General features: G+C 61.4%; 20 protein-coding genes. 19 read left to right on the top strand and 1 reads right to left on the bottom strand.

Annotated elements, in window-relative coordinates; translation table 11 throughout:
- Window positions 1–60: 60 nt before the first annotated feature.
- The 17 genes from AB1555_13985 (at window position 61) to AB1555_13905 (ending at window position 14195) form a co-directional block, all read left to right on the top strand.
- On the top strand, window positions 61–831 hold the full coding sequence (locus AB1555_13985; protein MEW6247803.1) for a glycosyltransferase family 2 protein: 771 nt from the start codon (window positions 61–63) through the stop codon (window positions 829–831).
- A 161-nt stretch (window positions 832–992) separates the two neighbouring features.
- Window positions 993–2096: a glycosyltransferase family 1 protein gene (locus AB1555_13980; GenBank protein ID MEW6247802.1), complete on the top strand. Its 1104-nt coding sequence runs from the start codon at window positions 993–995 to the stop codon at window positions 2094–2096.
- A gap of 111 nt (window positions 2097–2207) precedes the next feature.
- A complete protein-coding gene (locus AB1555_13975) occupies window positions 2208–2699 on the top strand; it encodes a nucleotidyltransferase domain-containing protein (GenBank protein MEW6247801.1) in 492 nt (163 codons plus the stop codon).
- The gene (locus AB1555_13970) at window positions 2696–3109 is read left to right on the top strand and encodes a HEPN domain-containing protein (GenBank protein ID MEW6247800.1); all 414 of its coding nucleotides are present in this window, start codon (window positions 2696–2698) and stop codon (window positions 3107–3109) included. Before AB1555_13975 ends, AB1555_13970 begins: the two co-directional genes overlap by 4 nt.
- A 132-nt stretch (window positions 3110–3241) precedes the next feature.
- Window positions 3242–4276 carry a putative lipopolysaccharide heptosyltransferase III gene (rfaQ, locus tag AB1555_13965; protein ID MEW6247799.1) on the top strand — a complete coding sequence of 345 codons (1035 nt, stop codon included), beginning with the start codon at window positions 3242–3244 and terminating at the stop codon, window positions 4274–4276.
- A gap of 29 nt (window positions 4277–4305) precedes the next feature.
- A complete protein-coding gene (locus tag AB1555_13960; protein MEW6247798.1) occupies window positions 4306–4662 on the top strand; it encodes a hypothetical protein in 357 nt (118 codons plus the stop codon).
- Window positions 4644–5102, top strand: a complete 459-nt coding sequence (locus tag AB1555_13955) for a hypothetical protein (GenBank protein MEW6247797.1) — start codon at window positions 4644–4646, stop codon at window positions 5100–5102. The genes AB1555_13960 and AB1555_13955 overlap by 19 nt, the downstream gene beginning before the upstream one ends.
- An 80-nt stretch (window positions 5103–5182) precedes the next feature.
- Window positions 5183–6076, top strand: a complete 894-nt coding sequence (locus AB1555_13950) for a glycosyltransferase family A protein (GenBank protein MEW6247796.1) — start codon at window positions 5183–5185, stop codon at window positions 6074–6076.
- Window positions 6076–6567 (top strand): methyltransferase domain-containing protein, encoded by a 492-nt coding sequence (locus AB1555_13945; GenBank protein ID MEW6247795.1) that lies wholly within the window; start codon window positions 6076–6078, stop codon window positions 6565–6567. The genes AB1555_13950 and AB1555_13945 overlap by 1 nt, the downstream gene beginning before the upstream one ends.
- An 87-nt stretch (window positions 6568–6654) precedes the next feature.
- A complete protein-coding gene (locus AB1555_13940) occupies window positions 6655–7536 on the top strand; it encodes a glycosyltransferase (GenBank protein MEW6247794.1) in 882 nt (293 codons plus the stop codon).
- On the top strand, window positions 7533–7940 hold the full coding sequence (locus AB1555_13935) for an SxtJ family membrane protein (protein MEW6247793.1): 408 nt from the start codon (window positions 7533–7535) through the stop codon (window positions 7938–7940). Before AB1555_13940 ends, AB1555_13935 begins: the two co-directional genes overlap by 4 nt.
- A gap of 114 nt (window positions 7941–8054) precedes the next feature.
- On the top strand, window positions 8055–8207 hold the full coding sequence (locus AB1555_13930) for a DUF5989 family protein (protein ID MEW6247792.1): 153 nt from the start codon (window positions 8055–8057) through the stop codon (window positions 8205–8207).
- Window positions 8208–8285: 78 nt separating this feature from the next.
- Window positions 8286–9101, top strand: a complete 816-nt coding sequence (locus AB1555_13925; GenBank protein ID MEW6247791.1) for a hypothetical protein — start codon at window positions 8286–8288, stop codon at window positions 9099–9101.
- Between the two features lie 140 nt (window positions 9102–9241).
- Window positions 9242–9904 (top strand): hypothetical protein, encoded by a 663-nt coding sequence (locus AB1555_13920; GenBank protein ID MEW6247790.1) that lies wholly within the window; start codon window positions 9242–9244, stop codon window positions 9902–9904.
- Between the two features lie 84 nt (window positions 9905–9988).
- Entirely contained in the window at window positions 9989–11839 is a 1851-nt protein-coding gene (locus tag AB1555_13915) for a carbamoyltransferase (protein MEW6247789.1), read from the top strand.
- Window positions 11839–13167, top strand: coding sequence for a hypothetical protein (locus AB1555_13910; protein ID MEW6247788.1), 1329 nt, complete (start codon window positions 11839–11841; stop codon window positions 13165–13167). The genes AB1555_13915 and AB1555_13910 overlap by 1 nt, the downstream gene beginning before the upstream one ends.
- A 2-nt stretch (window positions 13168–13169) precedes the next feature.
- Window positions 13170–14195 (top strand): class I SAM-dependent methyltransferase, encoded by a 1026-nt coding sequence (locus tag AB1555_13905; GenBank protein ID MEW6247787.1) that lies wholly within the window; start codon window positions 13170–13172, stop codon window positions 14193–14195.
- 76 nt (window positions 14196–14271) lie between these two features.
- On the opposite strand, the gene AB1555_13900 is transcribed toward AB1555_13905, so the two are convergent.
- Complete coding sequence (locus AB1555_13900; GenBank protein ID MEW6247786.1) at window positions 14272–15219, bottom strand: glycosyltransferase family A protein; 948 nt, start codon at window positions 15217–15219, stop codon at window positions 14272–14274.
- 202 nt (window positions 15220–15421) lie between these two features.
- On the opposite strand from AB1555_13900, the gene AB1555_13895 reads away from it, so the two are divergent.
- Window positions 15422–16876, top strand: a complete 1455-nt coding sequence (locus tag AB1555_13895; GenBank protein MEW6247785.1) for a glycosyltransferase — start codon at window positions 15422–15424, stop codon at window positions 16874–16876.
- Window positions 16876–17601: a methyltransferase domain-containing protein gene (locus AB1555_13890; protein MEW6247784.1), complete on the top strand. Its 726-nt coding sequence runs from the start codon at window positions 16876–16878 to the stop codon at window positions 17599–17601. Before AB1555_13895 ends, AB1555_13890 begins: the two co-directional genes overlap by 1 nt.
- Window positions 17602–17769 lie beyond the last annotated feature (168 nt).

Here is a 17769-nt window from a genome sequence, read left to right as displayed (position 1 = left end):
GGGTAACGGGGTAGAGCGGTAAAGGGACAGATACCCCTTACACCGTTAACCCGTCTTTATATGAAGATCGCGGCGGTCATCATCACCAAGGACGAGGAGCGGAACATCGCGGCCTGTCTGGAGTCGCTGCGGTGGGCGGATGAGATCATCGTGGTGGATGCCTGCAGTCTCGACCGGACCGTGGACATCGCCAGGAGCTACACGGATCGGGTGTTCGTGAGGCCCTGGCCCGGCTACGGGCCGCAGAAAAATTTCGGCATCGATCAGACAAGCGCCGACTGGATTCTCGTTGTGGATGCCGACGAGCGGGTGACCGAGGAGTTGCGGGAAGAGATTCTGCGGACGCTGCGACAGGGACCTCCCGCCGATGTGGCCGGATACGAAATCCCTCGGCGGAACTTCTTCTACGGAACATGGATAAGCGGCAGCGGCTATTATCCCGATTACCAGTTGCGGCTGTTCAGGCGTATGGCCGGGCGCTACGACGACGTGTTGCTGCACGAGCATCTTCGTCTTAGCGGGCATGTCGAGCAGTTGGCAAGCCCGCTGAACCATGACAGCATGCCGACGATCGGGCGCCATGTCCGCAAGATGATGCGGTACACCACGCTCGGCGCGCAGGAGAAGCTCAAAGACACCGCGCGCGTGACGGCCTGGGAGATCGGCGCGCACCACCTCGGCACGATTCTCAAGACCTATCTGTTGCGCCGGGGCTATCGCGACGGGGTTCACGGCCTCATCGTCGCGCTGTTCGCGGGCCTGCACACGTTCGTCAAATACGCGAAGGCGTGGGAAGCGTTGCAGGAACGGGGTAAAGGGGTAACGGGGTAACCGGGGTAAAGAGATAAGGCGTATAGAGGCACGGGGTAAGGAATGAAGACGGAGCGAGGGATGAGGGGATAACGGACCATCAGGTTGGCGTCGCCGTTCCGGCTCGGCTCCGTTCGCTACCCCGCTACCCCTGTACCCCCTTACCCCGTTCTTGGTGAAAGATGAGGATCGGGATCGATGCGAATCCCATCGTCGGAGATCGGGGCGGCGTGGGGTGGCACCTCTACCACCTGCTCCGTACGCTGGTCGAGTTGAAGGAAGACGTGGAGTTCGTCTGCTACGTCCGGCCCGGGGCTCTGGCATCGCTGCGACAGGAAGCCTGGATGGCCGATCCGCGAATCCGCTGGGTCGAAGCGGGGCGCCTGTGGATGCGATGGCGTGGCAGCCGCGACAGGTTGGATCTGTATCATGGACCGAACTTCCGTCTGCAGACCGAGGGCCGATGCGGCGGGGTTGTCACGATTCATGACCTTTGGCTCGACAGGCATCCCGAATATTCTCCGAAGTTCTTCGGACAACGCCTGTCGTTCCGGCGGACAAGGCGGACGGCGTGGCGTGCGCGGAAAGTGGTCACGGTCTCGGAGTTTTCCGCCCGCGAGATCCGTGCGCTCTATGGCCTGCCGGCGGAGCGGATCGCCGTCATCCATAACGGTGTGTCCGGCGATTTTCATCCGATACGCGACGGCGCGGCGATGAAGGAATTGCGGGGGCGCCTCGGGTTGCCGGCCGGCGGGTTCATCCTGTTCGTCGGAGGCGCCGACCCGCGGAAGAACCACCGCGCGTTCCTCCAGGCGGCGGCTCGGCGGCTGGATCGTCTTGGAAACCGCATGTTGGTGCTGGTCGGCGATCCGATCCACCGCTTTGGAAATTACGCTGAGACGGCGAAGGCGCTCGGCCTTGAGCACCGGGTCGTCTGCACGGGACGGCTGGCGATCGAGGAGATGCGGCTTCTGTATTCGCATGCGGATCTGTTCGTCTTTCCGTCTTTGTACGAGGGGTTCGGGATGCCGGTGCTGGAAGCCATGGCCTGCGGCGCGCCGGTGATCACCTCCAATACGACGGCTTTGCCGGAAGTCGCCGGCGATGCGGCCCTGCTGGTCAATCCGGGAGACCCGGCCGAGTTGGCGGACGCGATGGTCCGCCTGCTGGACGACCAGGTTCTGCACGTCACCCTGCGGGAAAAAGGATTCCAGCGGGCAAAACAATTCACCTGGGAGCGGGCGGCACGGCAGACTTTGGCAGTCTATCGGGACGCGTGCCGGTAACGGGTGCCCGTTGTCCGTTGCCCGTTATCCGTTACCCCTCCTGCAGAGAGGGAAATGAGATGGGCAGATCACGGAAAACGGATAACGGGGAACGGTGAACGGACTAAAGACGTGCTAAAAGAAGCATTTGAGGATCTGCTGCAGGAGACGCTGAACGCCATTCAGCGTCATTATGGCGATCGGTTGGTCACTGTCGCCGTGTACGGATCGGTCGGCAGAGGGACGATGCGTTTCGATTCTGACGTCGATCTGCTGTTGATCGTGCGCGATCTGCCGCAAGGGCGGCGCAAGCGACGTGAGGAGTTTTGCGCGATAGAGGACGCATTGAGCGGCACATTCCGAGCGCTTATGAGTCGCGGGATCAATACCGAGTTGACGCCCGTCATAAAAACGCCCGAGGAGGCGGAGATCGGGTCGCCGCTCTTTCTCGACATGGTCGAAGATGCCAGGATTCTCTATGATCGGGACGGGTTTTTTGCACGGCGACTGGACCGCTTGCGAAAACGGCTGAAAGAACTCGGCGCTCGACGTATCTGGCGAGGCAACGTGTGGTATTGGGACCTGAAACCGGACTATCAACCAGGCGAGGTCTTCGAGCTGTGACGAACGAGTCTCTCGCGCGGAGCTATCTGAAAAAGGCCTCCGACCGTCTGGATATCTTGGATGTGCTGACGAAGAAAGGTGCGTACTCCGACGTCGTGCGAGAGGCGCAGGAAATCGTGGAATTGGCCCTCAAAGGCATGCTCAGGGCGGTCGGTATCGAGCCGCCGAAGCTGCACGATGTGGGCGATTTGCTCCTGGAGCATCGAGAACGTTTCCCCGACGATGTCGCGGGTCGGCTGGAAGAACTCGCCGCGATTTCCAAAAAGCTCCGGGAGGATCGAGAGCTGGCGTTTTACGGAGACGTAGATTTTATCCCGACCGAAGAATATTCGCCGGCTGATGCCCAACAGGCATCTGACGGTGCCGTCAAAGTGCTCGATGCAGCGCGCCGCGTGATCGAGCGGCCGTAATGGCGTGGCCACGAAACTGAGGCCGGCATGGGATCGGGGAGTCTGTGAGACGAGAACTGTTAAACGTTCAACGGTAGCTAAGTAAACCGCGCGGGACCTCGTTTAACGGTGAACGATTCACGATTAACGAACATGCGCCGCATCCTTGTCATCAAACTCCGGTACATCGGCGACGTCCTGCTGGCGACGCCGGCGGTGCGCGCGTTGCGGGAGGCCTTTCCCGGCGCCAGGCTTGCGATGGCTGTCAATCGCGGGACGGAAGACATCGTGAAGTGGAACCCGGATCTGGATGATGTGCTGGCGGTGCCGAAGGAAACGCTCGGCGAGCAGCTTCGGTTCGTGTCCGAGCTGCGTCGCCGCCGGTTCGACTGTGTGATCGATCTCACGGACGGGGATCGGGCGGCGATCCTGAGCCGGCTCTCCGGCGCGCCGGTCCGGATCGGGTTCAATGAAGAGCATCGCTGGCGTGGATTGCTCTACACGGCCGTGGCGAAGCCGAGAGTGGAGGATATTCATCGCGTCGAGCGGGACCTGTCGGCCTTGAGGTGTCTGGGCCTTGAGCCGAAAGCTCGGCCGTTGGCGCTGAACGTGCCGTCTCAAGACGAAGAAGCGGCGGATCGAATCCTGAAGGAAGCCGGAGTTGCGCCGTCGGCTTCGATGCGACTCATCATGCTCCATCCGGGCGCGCGCTACTGGTTCAAAGCCTGGCCGGCCGAACGGTTCGCCGACCTGGCGGACCGATTGACCAAGGCATGGGACTGTCGCGTGCTGATCGGAGGGGACGACCGCGACCGAGAGACGGCGGAGGGGATTCGATCGCACGCTCGCTCTGCGCCGACCGTGCTGGCCGGCCGCGCGACCCTGGGACAGTTTGCCGCCATTCTGAAACGCTGCGCCCTGTACGTCGGGAACGACAACGGCGCGATGCACATGGCAGCGGCGCTCGGGGTGCCGGTCGTGGGGCTGTTCGGGCCGTCCAATCCGCAGGAGTGGGGGCCGCGCGGCGGGCCGAGCGAAGTCATCTACAAGGGACTGGATTGCCGCATCTGCTTTCATCCCACCTGCCGGCGCGGGGAAGACAACTGCATGCGGCTGATTTCCGTGGACGAGGTGTTCGAGGCAGCGACGAGGCTCTTGGAACTGAGGGGTAAGGGGAGAGCAGGGTAACGGGGTAGCGGGATCGGGAGTCACGCCACATGGCACGGGCCTTCTCCTGTGTCCTTCTCAATGAAGTGCAGCATGCTCGCCGGACAAGGCGAGAAGCGCAGCGGCAGGCGGTGCTCAAGCGGATGTGGGAACTATTGCCTCGGCTGGCCGCCATCATCCGGTTTCAAGAGGCCTATGTGTTTGGGTCGGTGCTCAGCAGCAAGCGGTTCCAAGACGATTCGGATGTCGATGTGGCGTTCGCGGGGCTTCAAGATGAGGACTTCTTCCCGGCCATGGCGTGGCTCTCGCGGGAGCTCGGCCGGGAGGTGGACGTGATCCAGCTTGAGGGTCACCGTTTGGCGGACAAGATCAGGAAGGAAGGACTCCGATGGACAAAGCGAAGCTAGCGCTCCTTCGGGCGGAGCTTGCCGCCCAGATGCGTCAGATTGAGGCGATTTACAACAAGATCGAGGAGCGGCGGCGGAGTCAAGGCCAGGCTGAGTTGGAAAGCCTCGGCTATCAACTGCACAACTTGTATTGCGCCTTTGAAGATCTGTTTGAGGTCGTTGCCGGCACGTTCGAGAACCAGATTGCTGAGGAGGGACGCTATCATATCGAACTCTTGCGGCGGCTCACCGTGGCGATCGAAGGGGTTCGACCGGCCTTGCTTTCGCCGGAGTGCTACCGTCTTCTCGACAACCTACGAGCCTTCCGTCATTTCTTTCGGCACGCGTATTCCTTTGAGCTTGACGAGAGGAAGGTCTGGCTCGTCCTGGACGACGCACTGCAACTGAAAGATCTCTACCGGAGGGACCTCGATCGGTTCCTGCTGGCTCTGGAAGAGTGATCAAGCTCATCGGCGTTGGACATGCAGGAGAGCGAAACGAGAGCGAGGAGCAAGCCGGGGCCAAAGGACACGGAGACGATGTGATACCGCTGGTCAGCGTGGTCATTCCCGTCTTCAACGGGGCGTCGTTTGTGGCCCAAGCGGTCGCGAGCGTGCGGGCGCAGACCGTGAAGAACGTGGAAATTCTCGTGGTGGACGACGGATCGACGGACGGCACGCAGCATATCCTGGAAGAACTGGCGCGGACGCAGGGGATCGTCTGGTTCCAACAGGCTCACGGAGGGCCGGCCCGCTCGCGGAACCGGGGAATCGAAGCGGCGCGAGGAGAGTTCCTGGCGTTGTTGGACTGCGACGACATCTGGCTGCCGGACAAACTGGAGGCGCAACTGGCCATTCTCCGGGCCAGGCCGCAGGTGGGCGTGGTGCATACGGACTACGAAGTGGTCTATGAAGACGGAACGGTTGAAGAACGGGTCGAGGCCCGCCATAGCCGCGAACCCTTGGTCCGGGCCTTCGCCGGGGGACATACGGCGCTACCGTCCACGCTCCTGATCCGGAAGAGCGTGTTGGACAAGGTCGGGGCGTTGGACCCTGAGCTGTACGGATCGGAAGACTCGGATCTCACGATCCGCCTCTATCGCGCGACCGAATTCGACTGCGTCGACCGCGTGCTCGTCAAAAAGCTCCAGCGCGGCCACGGCTACCGCGACATGGCATTTGACGAGAACACCCACAAGGAGAGAGTGTTGACCAGCCGCGAGCGATTTCTGCTCCGGCTCGAACAGGTGCGACCACTGACCGCGGAACAACGTACTGCATTGAACCGGGAATGGGCGAACTACTATTTGTTGCGGGGCGGATTCGCCGAACGGTCGGGGAGTCTCTCCGAGGCACGTCGATGCTATGCGAGCGCCATCCGCAAGGCTCCGTTCCGATTCAGAGCGTATTCTCGCCTGCTGCGCACCTTCGTGTGATGGACGTCATACTCGACATCGGCTGCGGCGCGCACAAACAACCCGGCACGATCGGCGTCGATCGACGACGGCTTCCGGGCGTGGATGTCGTCTGCGATTTCGAGCATGGCCTGCCCTTCCGCGACAACAGTGTGGCCGGCGCCTATTCCATCCATTCGATCGAGCACATGCGCGATCTGATCACCTTTATGGAAGATCTCTATCGGATCTGCGCGCCGGGCGCGAAAGTCTATATCAAGACACCGTATTATACGTCGCGCAAAGCGTTCGTCGATCCCACCCATGTCCGCTTCATGACCGAAGAAAGCTTCGAGTACTTCAAATCCCCCAACTACTACGGTTTGAAAACGAATTTTCGGACCTTGTCCATCGAATACAACATGCGGAAGCCGTTTAAGTTCCTGCCGGAGTATCTTCAAAAACGCTGCCGCCGATACCTCTGGAACGTGTGCGAGGAAATGACCGTGGTGTTGGAAGCGGTGAAGGCCTGACGGTTGAGGGGGGGGAGAGTGGGAGTGAAGCTATTCGCTGCTGGCTCGCTCGCTGTTTTCTGAACCGGTTCTTGGTAGAGGGCTTCTGTGAAAGTCAGCGTCGTCATTCCCTTGTACAACGCCCGTGACGTGATCCGCGAGACAATCGAAAGCGTGTTGGCTCAAAGCTGGAAGGACTATGACATCGTCGTGGTCGACGACGGCTCCACAGACGGCTCGGAAGCGATCGTGCGGGAATTCGGAGACCGCGTGCACTACGTCCGGCAGGACAACGGCGGCGTGGCCCGCGCACGGAACCGCGGGATCGCCGAATCGATAGGCGAATACATCGCGCTGCTGGATCACGATGACCTTTGGCATCCGGCAAAGCTCGAAAAACAAGTCGCGGTGCTGGATCGGCGCCCGGAAGTCGGCATAGTCATCACCGATGTCGCCCATATCGACCGCGATGGCAAGCCGATGGGCGTCATCGGAGCCGGGTACAACCCTTCCGAAACGTTCGCCCGCCTCTTCGTGCGCGGCTATGTGCCGACCCCCTCGGCGGCCATGATCCGGCGATCGGTGCTGCAGACGGTGGGCGGATTCGATGAACGGTTCCATTCGGCCGGCCTGGATGACCACGAACTGTGGACGAGAATCGCCGCGCAGTACGACATCGCGAACATTGCCGAGCCGCTCACCTATCACCGCAATCGGGAAATCAAGCCGGCGCAGATCGCGCTCGGCCACCGGCCGCTGCTGCTGTCGACATTGCTCGAGCGCTTCGGGCATGATCCCGTCCGGCGGCGCTACCTGCTCCGCGAACAGGCCTGTTACCTGGCGGATCGGGGCAAGCAGTTGGTGCGGGATGGCCACCGCCGCGAGGGCCGCTCGATTCTGTGGCAGGGACTGGTCCTGAGTCTTGGCGACGGACGCAGCCTGACGACGGCCTGGCGGTGTCTGTCGAGGCTCACGAGGTCGTACCTATGAGCGAGCGAGCGGTTTCCTTCTGGGCGGACCGGAACCGGACGTTCGGGTTGGTTATGGCTGGCGGGCTTGGCGGGGTCGCCCTCCTTCGCTTCGTGCTGTCGGGGTCGGTCACCTGGTGGCTGATCGTGTCGGCGGCGGTGTGTCTCGTGGCTGGCCTGCTGGCGCCCGCATGGCTTGAGCCGGTCCGCGCCGCGTGGATGAAACTGGCCGCCGGCCTGGGGCACGTGAATTCGAGGATCCTGCTCACGGTGTTGTTTATCGTCCTGATCGTACCGACGGCGCTGGTGTTGAAGCTGCTCGGCAGGCAGCCGATCGGGTTGCGCTTCTGCGACGGGGCGGCATCATACTGGCGGCGGCGGACGGTGGGGGAGTTCTCCGCCAGACGGATGGAAAGGCAATTCTAATGAGCGGAACGCGCGAGGCGTCGCTCGCGGGGCAGTTGCTGGAACTGCGTCTCACGAGAGACGGTCTCTGAGGGCGTGGCGAAGAGCAACAAACGGGATGAGAGGAAGGAAAATATGGGCGGATTTCTCAAAGAACTCTGGGCGTTCATGCGGGAACGGAAAAAATTCTGGCTCCTGCCGATCATTCTGGTCCTGCTGGTCTTCGGAGCCCTGCTGGTGCTCACGGAAGGGTCGGCGGTGGCGCCGTTCATCTATACACTGTTCTGACGCTACGCGCGTGCTGAAAGGTCTGTATCGGTTGAGGTGTTCAGGGCCTGTGGTCTTCTCGGGGCCGGCGGGGCCCTCGTGACGGCTGTGGATGTCGCAGAGTTCGTGATGACCGCGTCGCCGGCCGGCCGTCTCACCGATCCGCTGCAGCTCGGCAAGGTCGGCGTCGTCGGAGGGCTCTTTGGATTGTTGGCCGGAATTCTGGCGCTTCTGGTATGGCAAGCCGGGCGCCCGTGCTCCGGGCAGTGTAACCTCGTGGCGCGGTGGTCGCCGTTCGCGGTTGTACTGTGGGCCGGTATCATCGCGTTTCTCCTGCTCGTCTATTACCCGCTCCCTCCTCATAGGCATCACATGGACAAGCTGCTGCTGATCCTCGGTCTTCTGTTGGGATGGACCGTTTGTGTCGCAGCGTGTCCGAACCTGGTCGGGACTATACTGATGAGTCGGGGGTACGAGTGGTTCCGGGTTGCAGCGACCAACCTCCTGGTGTTCGTCGTCGTCGGGGAGGCGCTCGCCCGGAGCATGGACTCTTACCTTGGCCGACACGGCCTTTTTGGCGCCAAGCAGACGCCGGCCTCGCTGAAGCCGTACCGTGAGGTGTCCGGTTCTATCGGCCATTCCAATTCCCAGGGGTTCCGGGACCGGGAGCGGGCAATGGAGCGAACCGGCCAAGCGCCGCGCGTGATCGTGCTCGGAGATTCGTTCGTCTGGGGGATCGGCGTCAGTTACGACGAAACATTCACCACGTTGCTCGAGCGGGCGCTGCAGCAGACACATCCCGGCGCGGAGGTGATCAACCTGGGAGTGCCGGGCTTCGAGCCGGACCATTACTTCCACCTGTTGCAGCGCTACGGCATCTGGTTGCGGCCTGACGTGGTCGTGCTGGCCCTATAGGTGGGCAACGACATCATGCGCCGGCGGGGAGCCGATGGGGAAGAAGCCGTCGTCGTGGCCGGACAGAGCTATTACGTCCACCACAACGGCAACTGGGTGCACGACCATTTGGGCTGCGAAGGTGGTATCTCTACCACAATTTGAATTACCTGCTGCGGGTCGGCCGCGCGCGAATCGAACGGCTGCTGGAGCGGCCGCCTGCCGGTGGATTCACCAGCGCCGGGCCCGCCGCGGCGTTGCGGGTCCGAACAGCCGGCCATGCGGACGCGGCCCCGGTCCTGCGGACGCATCCGGCCTACCTGAGAGATATTGATGAGCGGAGCGAAATTTATTTGAAGGATGAGACCGACACATTCCTGTATCATTGGCGCCACACGCAGCAGGTCCTGACAGCGACGGTTGAGTATCTGAAAGAGCGCGGGATTCCGCTCCTCGTGGTGCTGATTCCGGACCAGGTCCAGCATGACGGGGCGTTGATGCACGACTACCTGGTCGCGGTCGGGTTTCCCCTTGACCGGTATGATTTTGAGAAGCCGCAGCGGCTCCTGCTGGCCTGGTGCGCGCAACACGACGTGCGCTGCCTGGACTTACTGACGGTATTCCGGAGAGAGACGGATGTCCGGCGGCTGTATCATCCTGACGATCCGCATTGGAGCCGGGCCGGCCACGAGCTGGCCGCAAGGATCATCCTGCCGGCGCTCCAAAGGCAGATAGAGGGGGCCGGACAAGGTCCCCTTACGCTCCCCCTCCACCCTCCAGTGGGAGGGGAGAAAAGTGAGGGAGCGTTGGCGAAGGGCAGTTGAAGCGAGACCGGTCGAACCACGATGAATTAGACAAACGAAATCAACTGGATCAACAGGAACAAGCAAGCAAGCAAGCTATCTGCCATGCGTATTCTCGGCCTCTCAGCCTTCTACCATGATTCCGCCGCCGCACTGGTGGTGGACGGGCGGATCGTGGCGGCGGCACAGGAAGAGCGCTTCAGCCGGAAGAAGCACGATGCGCGATTCCCCCGCCACGCCGTGGCTTACTGTTTGCGCGAGGCTGGTCTCACGCTGCGGGATCTGGACCGGGTCGTGTTCTACGACAAGCCGCTCCTAAAATTCGAGAGGCTCCTGGAAACCTACCTCTCGTTCGCGCCACGGGGCTGGCGCTCGTTCGTCGCCGCCATGCCTGTCTGGCTCAAGGAAAAACTCTTTCTCGAGCGACTGCTCCGGTCCGAGCTTGCCCAAGTCGCCGCTGAGTTGGGCGGCGAACTCTGGTCCGGGCCGTTCCTGTACCCCGAACATCATTTCTCGCACGCCGCCTCTGCCTTTTTCCCCTCTCCCTTCGAGGAGGCTGCGGTGCTGACCATGGATGGCGTCGGGGAATGGGCCACGACCAGCTTCGGAGTCGGTTCCGGCTCCTCGCTCACGTTGCAAGGGGACATCACCTTTCCCCATTCGCTGGGGCTCCTGTATTCCGCCTTCACCTACTACACCGGCTTCAAGGTGAATTCAGGCGAGTACAAGGTTATGGGACTGGCGCCGTACGGCGAGCCCAAGTATGTGGATCTGATCTTGACCCATTTGATTGATCTCAAAGACGACGGATCGTTCCGGCTGAACCTGGACTATTTCGACTATTGCACCGGCTTGCGCATGACCAACGACCGGTTCCACCGGCTGTTCGGCGGCGAGCCGAGGAGGCCGGAATCGCCTCTGACCCAACGGGACATGGATCTGGCCCGGTCGATCCAGGACGTGATCGAGTTGGCGGTGCTCAAGATCGCGCGGCACGTGCGCCGCGAGACCGGCATGAAACACCTCTGCATGGCCGGAGGCGTTTCGCTCAATTGCGTCGCCAACGGCAGGCTGCTCCGCGAGCGCGTGTTCGACCGTCTGTGGATCCAACCGGCGGCGGGGGATGCCGGCGGCGCGGTCGGTGCGGCACTCGCCGCCTATTATCTGCACGCAGGCGGCATCCGCCGGCTCGATTCCGATGAGCCTGACGGGATGGCGGGCTCCTACCTAGGGCCAAAGTTTTCGCAAGAAGACATCGAAGCCTTCCTGAATCGCCACGGCTATCCGTATGAGCGCCTGTCCGATGCCGCGCTGTTCGACATGACAGCCGAGTTGCTCGCGAGGGAAGCCGTGGTCGGGTGGGTGCAGGGCCGGATGGAGTTCGGGCCGAGGGCGCTCGGCAACCGATCCATCATCGGCGACGCCCGCTCGCCCAAGATGCAATCGGTGATGAATCTGAAGATCAAATACCGGGAGTCGTTCCGGCCCTTCGCGCCGGCTGTGCTCGAGGAGCGGGTCGCGGACTACTTCGAACTGACCGAGCCGTCGCCCTACATGCTGCTGGTGGCGCCTGTGAAAGAGTCGCGGCGGCTCCCGATTCCTGAGCAGGACCGTAATCTGTTCGGTATCGAACGGCTGAACCGCCCCCGTTCGGACATTCCGGCCGTAACCCATCTGGACTATTCAGCCAGAATCCAGACTGTCTCGAAACGGACGAACCCGAGGTTCCACGCGCTGCTTACGGCGTTCGAAGCCCAAACGGGGTGCGCGGTTCTTGTGAACACCTCCTTCAACGTGCGGGGCGAGCCGATCGTCTGCACGCCGGAAGACGCCTACCGCTGCTTCATGCGGACCGAGATGGATGCGCTGGTGCTCGGGAACTGCCTCCTTCGCAAAGAGCGGCAGCCCGCATTGGCGGACGACACCGACTGGCGGTCGGAATTTCAATTGGACTGATGAGCGTACCCGCGTCCGATCCTTGGCCAACTCTGCTGGCCCGTCGATGGGGACTCGCGCTGGTCGCGGCCGCATCCACGGCCACCCTCTATGCCGAAGGCGTCCTGAAGAACGGCTGGATCGAGGGACTGCTATTGTTGCCTGTTGGGCTGTATCTACGTGCCCAGACCCAAGTCGTGCGGTTGCAGAATCTGCTCGTGGTGCTGACGGCTACATGTCTCGCGGTCTCCGGGCTCGATCTGGCGCTGCGTCCGGTCATGGAGCGGCGGCTCAATTATACGCCGTTGAATGTCTCCGCCCACAAATTGCCGCGCCTGCCGATCCTCGGACGATGGGATGCGCGCCTCGATTTGGAGGACGAGTTGTACGGCGACCTAGCCGCCCTCGCCGGCGATCGGGCACTCCGGGAACCGCGCCGGATCAGGTTCGTCACGGATGAGGCCGGCTTCCGCAACGAACGTGTCCCGCCGCAGATTGATCTGCTCGTGCTGGGCGACTCCTTCGGGGCGGGATGGGGAACCACGCAGGACAAAACCTACGCGCGCCTGCTGGAAAGCAGGTACGGGCGGAGCGTATACAACCTATCCTACCCAGGCGGCCCTTACAACCAGTACCTCGACTTCGTGATTGAGAGCCCGCGACTGGGTTTGTCGCCGGCCACGCGTCTGGTCTGGACCTTTTATGCGGGCAACGATCTGGACGACGCTGGGGGAGAGACATGGAATCTGTCGGAGTTGCCGTGGCGGTCGGCTGTCGGCCAATGGGCTGTGACGTACCGGACGTTTCGCAACCGTTCTCCGCTCAACCGGCTGATGGAGGGGGTGCGGCTGCGGTTCGGGGACGAGTCGAACATTGTGCTCCGGCGGGCGCTGCCGGACGGCCGCCCGATGCTCTTCTACGCGAGCCACGAAGCCTGGGGCTTACGCGCGAAGGAGGAGGTCGAACGGCATCCCAATTTTGCCAAGCTTGAGCGCACGCTAGCCGCGATGCGAGCCGCGCTGGATGCCCGCGGGATCGAGGCCGTGATCGTGCTCCTGCCTACCAAGGGGGAAGTCTATCGATGGGTGTTCGAGCAGCGACGGCCGTCGCCGAGCGACGCGGCCCCATCGGGCTTCGCGCAAGCGGTCCTGAGGGCCTGCGGACGGGCGCGGTTCCGTTGCCTGGACGCTAAACCCTTCCTCGTCGAACGGGCGCGCCGGCTGTACGAGGCCTCCGGCGAGTTGCTGTGGTGGCGGGACGACTCCCATCTGGGCGAGCGCGGGCATGAGGCCGTGGCGGACTTCGTGGCGGGCGCGCTGGGGATTCCGGCCCTTGGTCGGAAGTCGTGAACATGCAAACCGTCGCATGCGAGCTCTGCGGATCCCACCGGGCGAGTGAAGTCACGCGTCTGCGGGACATGACCCATCATGTCACCGAGGACGAGTTCACGATTGTGCGCTGCGAGGAGTGCGGCCTTCTGTACACACATCCCCGGCCGAGCCCGGAGGAAATCGGCAGGTATTATCCCCCGCAATACTTCTCGTCTGCGCCGGCCAAGTCTAGGACCGGCGTCGAGCGGCTGCTCAAGCGCCTGTCCGAGAACACCAAGCGATGGATCAGGGAGGATTTTTACGGCTATCCCGGTTCGGCGCCGAACGGACCGCTCCGGTTTCTCCGCAAGGCGCTGCTGTGGCCGGAGAAGACCCGCCGGGTGTTGAGCGGACGCGACGTGCTCCCCTGGGTCGGAGAAGGCTGCCTGCTCGATGTGGGCTGCGGGCCGGGTGTCAATCTCGCCACGTTGCAGAGCCAGGGGTGGGACGTCTACGGCATCGAGTTCAGTGACACTGCGGCGGCGCAGGCGCGGGCGAGGGTGGGCGATCGGATTCACACCGGCACCCTGGAAACGGCGCCGTTCGCGGAGTCGTCCTTCGATGTCGTTCTGTTCAGCCATTCGTTGGAGCATATGTGCAGCCCGTGCGACGCGCTCGCTCGCGCGTGGCGATTGCTGAAACCAGGCGGCAGGCTCATGGTGGCGGCTCCCAACGCCGAGAGTTGGGAAAGGCGGATCTTCGGGCGCTGGTGGTTCCCTTGGGAGATTCCGAGGCATTTGTACCACTTCGACAAGGCCACGCTGACCAGGCTGCTGCAGAAAGCCGGCTTCCAGGTGTGCTGGGCGCGGACCGCGGTGGGCTCGCTCTTTTTCATGGCTAGTCTCGAACGGTTCTGGATGCACCGGTTTGGCCGCGCCCTTCCGTTGCGTCGGTTGGTCGAAAAGCTGATCGCGCGGCCATTCTGCCTGATCGCGGGCCATCTCGGGTACGGAACCGAGATCACGGTGCATGCGGTAAAAAGAGAGGGTACCGGGGTACAGGGGTAATGGGGATAAGGGGATACAGGAGTGACGGAGTACCACTCCCACTGACCCGTTTCCTTCCCTTACCCCGCTGCCCCCCTTACCCCTGGAAGAACGAGCGCAGCAACCTGAGGATGACTTTATGGTTGGTCGGGTGGAAACGAACGGCTTGCCACAACGCGTGGCGGGCTTCTCGGGTTTGCCCGGCCTGCAGAAGCGATTTCCCCAGATCGCCGTAATACTGCGCCCAGTCTCGGGCGAGTGCGCGCGCTTCGGGCGTGCCGGGCCGGCATGACGGACCGTGCTTCTCGAGAAAGCGCCGTCGACCGAGCAAGGCTCGTTCCGAAGGAATCTCTCGAGACGCATTGTGTCCGTACAGGCGATGACGGTACAGCGGTTTGGGCACGTGAACGAGACGAAAGCGCTGGTACAGCCGGATCGCCAGGTCGATATCCTCCCAGACAGGAAGGCTCTCATCATACCCGCCGACCGCATCGAAACAACTCTTGCGGAACAACGAGCCTGAAGTCGCCACGTCATGGCCGCCGCGCAGCATCTGGGTGATGCTGGCCGTGTGCTTCATCGCGCTGTCATATTCGAGGATTTCGTTCCGTTCGTTGACCTGGTAGCCGTCACAGTGCACGACGGCGACCTGGCGTCCCTCACCCTGTCCCTCTCCATGGCCCATTGCATCGCCAAGGACAATGGGCACCCCGGGAGAGGGGGGGGAGAGAGGAAAGGCCGCGATTGCCTCCTCCAGGAATGTCGCCTCCCAGAGATCGTCCTGGTCGAGAAACGCGAGAAACTCGCCTTTGGCCAAGCGGGCGCCGTCGTTGCGTGCCGCGGCTTGGCCGCCGTTGGTGGCTCGCTTGTAATACCGGGCGCTCGGGAAACGGAGCACCAGCCGGGCCGTGTCGTCGGTGGAGGCGTCATCGACGACGATCAGTTCGGTGTCTTTGTAAGTCTGCGCCAGCACGCTCCGGATCGCCTGCTCCAGATAGCGGGAGACGCCGTTGTAAGCGGGGATGACAACCGTGATGAGGGGCATAACGAATACGGGGCAGATCGTGCCAAGCGGTACCACAAGGGTAGGCAAGTGTCAATCGGTTGGGTTCATGCTGAGGAATGACCGGGCCGTACGTGCGGACGATGCACATTAAGGAGAAGCTTGGTCGATTGAGGTCTTGCATGTATCATAACTGTGACTTTTCGAGCGAAGGTGCGAACCCAGTATTCACCTTGAGCTGTTGATGGACGGACCGGGTCCGCGTGCGGCCATGAAAGGTTTCAGCGACGAAGGTAAGAAGGCTGCCTTGAGGAAGCGGTTCGACTGCTTAGCGAGGGATCGGGATCGTTGGCAGCGAAAGAACCGCTACTACTACGAGGACCAGCGGCGGTATTTCCAGTTCTTGGTGCCCGAAGGCCTGCGCGTATTGGAAATCGGATGCGGCCTCGGCGATCTTCTTGCCGCGGTGAAGCCCGCTCGTGGACTGGGTATCGATCTCAGCGAAGCAATGGTCAAGGAAGCGCGCAAACGGCATCCGCATCTGGAGTTCCGAGTCGATGATGCGGAATCGCTGGACTTGGATGAGCCGTTTGACGTGATCATCCTCGCCGACGTGCTCGGCCATCTGCTCGACATTGAAGTGGCGTTAAGGAATCTACGCCGCGCCTGCACGGCGCGAACACGCCTGATCATCGCTTACTACAACTTTCTCTGGGAGCCCTTGTTACAGCTTGCTGAGCGAGTCGGTTTAAAGATGCCTCAGCAGCAGCAGAATTGGCTGACGTCAGGGGATCTCCTGAATCTGCTCAGACTGACGGATTTTGATGTCGTCAAGATCGAGAAACGGCTGTTGTTCCCGAAGCATATCCCTCTTCTCTCTACGTTCATGAATCGGCTTTTGGCCACGCTCCCTGGTTTCCGCGCCGCGTGCTTATGCCAATACATCGTGGCCAGACCCCTCCTGCGCCGAGAAGAGCGGGAATATTCGGCGACGGTTGTGATCCCCTGCCGCAACGAACGAGGAAACATCGAAGCTGCCGTCCAACGACTCCCCAAGTTCGGAAAAGAACAGGAGATCATCTTTGTCGAAGGACATTCGACGGACGGAACGGAAGACGAAATCAAGCGCGTGATTGCCTGTCATCCGGAACGCCGGATTCGTCTACTGATTCAGGACGGAAAAGGGAAGGGTGATGCCGTGCGCAAGGGATTCGCCCACGCAACCGGCGAGGTCTTGATGATTTTAGACGCCGACCTGACGGTGCCGCCGGAGGATCTTCACAAATTCTATGAGGCGATTGCGCAGGGGAAGGGAGAATTCATCAACGGCTCGCGGCTGATCTATCCGCTGGAACAACAGGCGATGCAATTCCTTAATCTCCTGGGAAACAAATTTTTCAGTATGGCCTTCTCTTGGCTGCTGAATCAGCGTATCAAGGATACCCTGTGTGGAACCAAGGTGCTGTTTCGCGAGGATTATTTGCGCATCGCCGCGAATCGCTATTATTTCGGCGAATTCGATCCGTTTGGAGATTTTGATCTGTTATTCGGTGCGTCGAAACTCAATCTGAAAATCCTGGAAGTTCCGATTCGGTACCAGGAGCGCAGCTATGGCACGACGAACATCCGGCGATTTGCGCATGGTTGGCTACTGTTGAAAATGACGGTCTACGGATTTTTCAGATTAAAGGCTGTGTGATGTCCGATGCCGTTCTTCGTCACCACCAGGAGGTCTGGAGGAAAAAGCCTATTCTTCGCACCCTGTACGCACAATGGTATGAAGAGATCGTGTCTTACCTTGTGCCTGGGCGTACTTTGGAAGTCGGCGGTGGAACCGGAAACCTGAAGGAGTGTTTCCCCTGTGTGCTCTGCACCGATGTGGTCAAACTGCCGTGGCTGGACGCGGTCGTCGATGCTCAGCGCCTGCCTTTTATCTCTCGCAGCATGGCGAATATCGTGCTCGTTGATTCGCTCCACCATATCGAAAATGTTCGTTTCTTCTTTGACGAAGCGGTGCGCGTGCTCAGGCCTGGCGGTCGGATTATCGTCATGGACCCATATATTTCATGGCTATCGTGGCCGGTTTACCGCTTTCTTCATCCCGAGGCGGTGGATTTCACGCAGGACCCGCTTTCCGTCCGATCGCCCGATTCTGATCGCAAGCCTTTTGATGCCAACCAAGCAGTGGCCACGATGCTGTTTGAACGGTCGATCGGCGACTTTCAAAACGCGTATCCGCATTTCAAGATGCTAACCGTTCGGAGGCTTGCATTCTTTGCCTATCCGCTGAGCGGAGGATTCGACCATGCCTGTTTGCTGCCACTGTGTTTGCTCAAGCCGTTGCTCGCGCTCGAGCGAGCATTGGACAGATTCGCCAGGTTTCTGGCGTTTCGGATTCTTGTCGTATTGGAAGCGGGGATCTGAACCGTGTGCGTTGTCGAGAGCCGGACGAGCTGCATGGCTTCCTAGGAGCCTGTCCGACATTGCCGTTCGTGACGAGGCGAAGGAGGTGCCGGCAGATGCAAGGCCGCAGGCCGCGAAAAACCGGAGGCGTATTCGCTGGAATACGTTGAGGATTTTTCGGGGCCGAGA

The organism is Nitrospirota bacterium (genome assembly GCA_040755395.1).
GTDB lineage: Bacteria > Nitrospirota > Nitrospiria > Nitrospirales > Nitrospiraceae > DATLZU01.
This window is presented reverse-complemented; position numbering and strand designations above follow the sequence as displayed.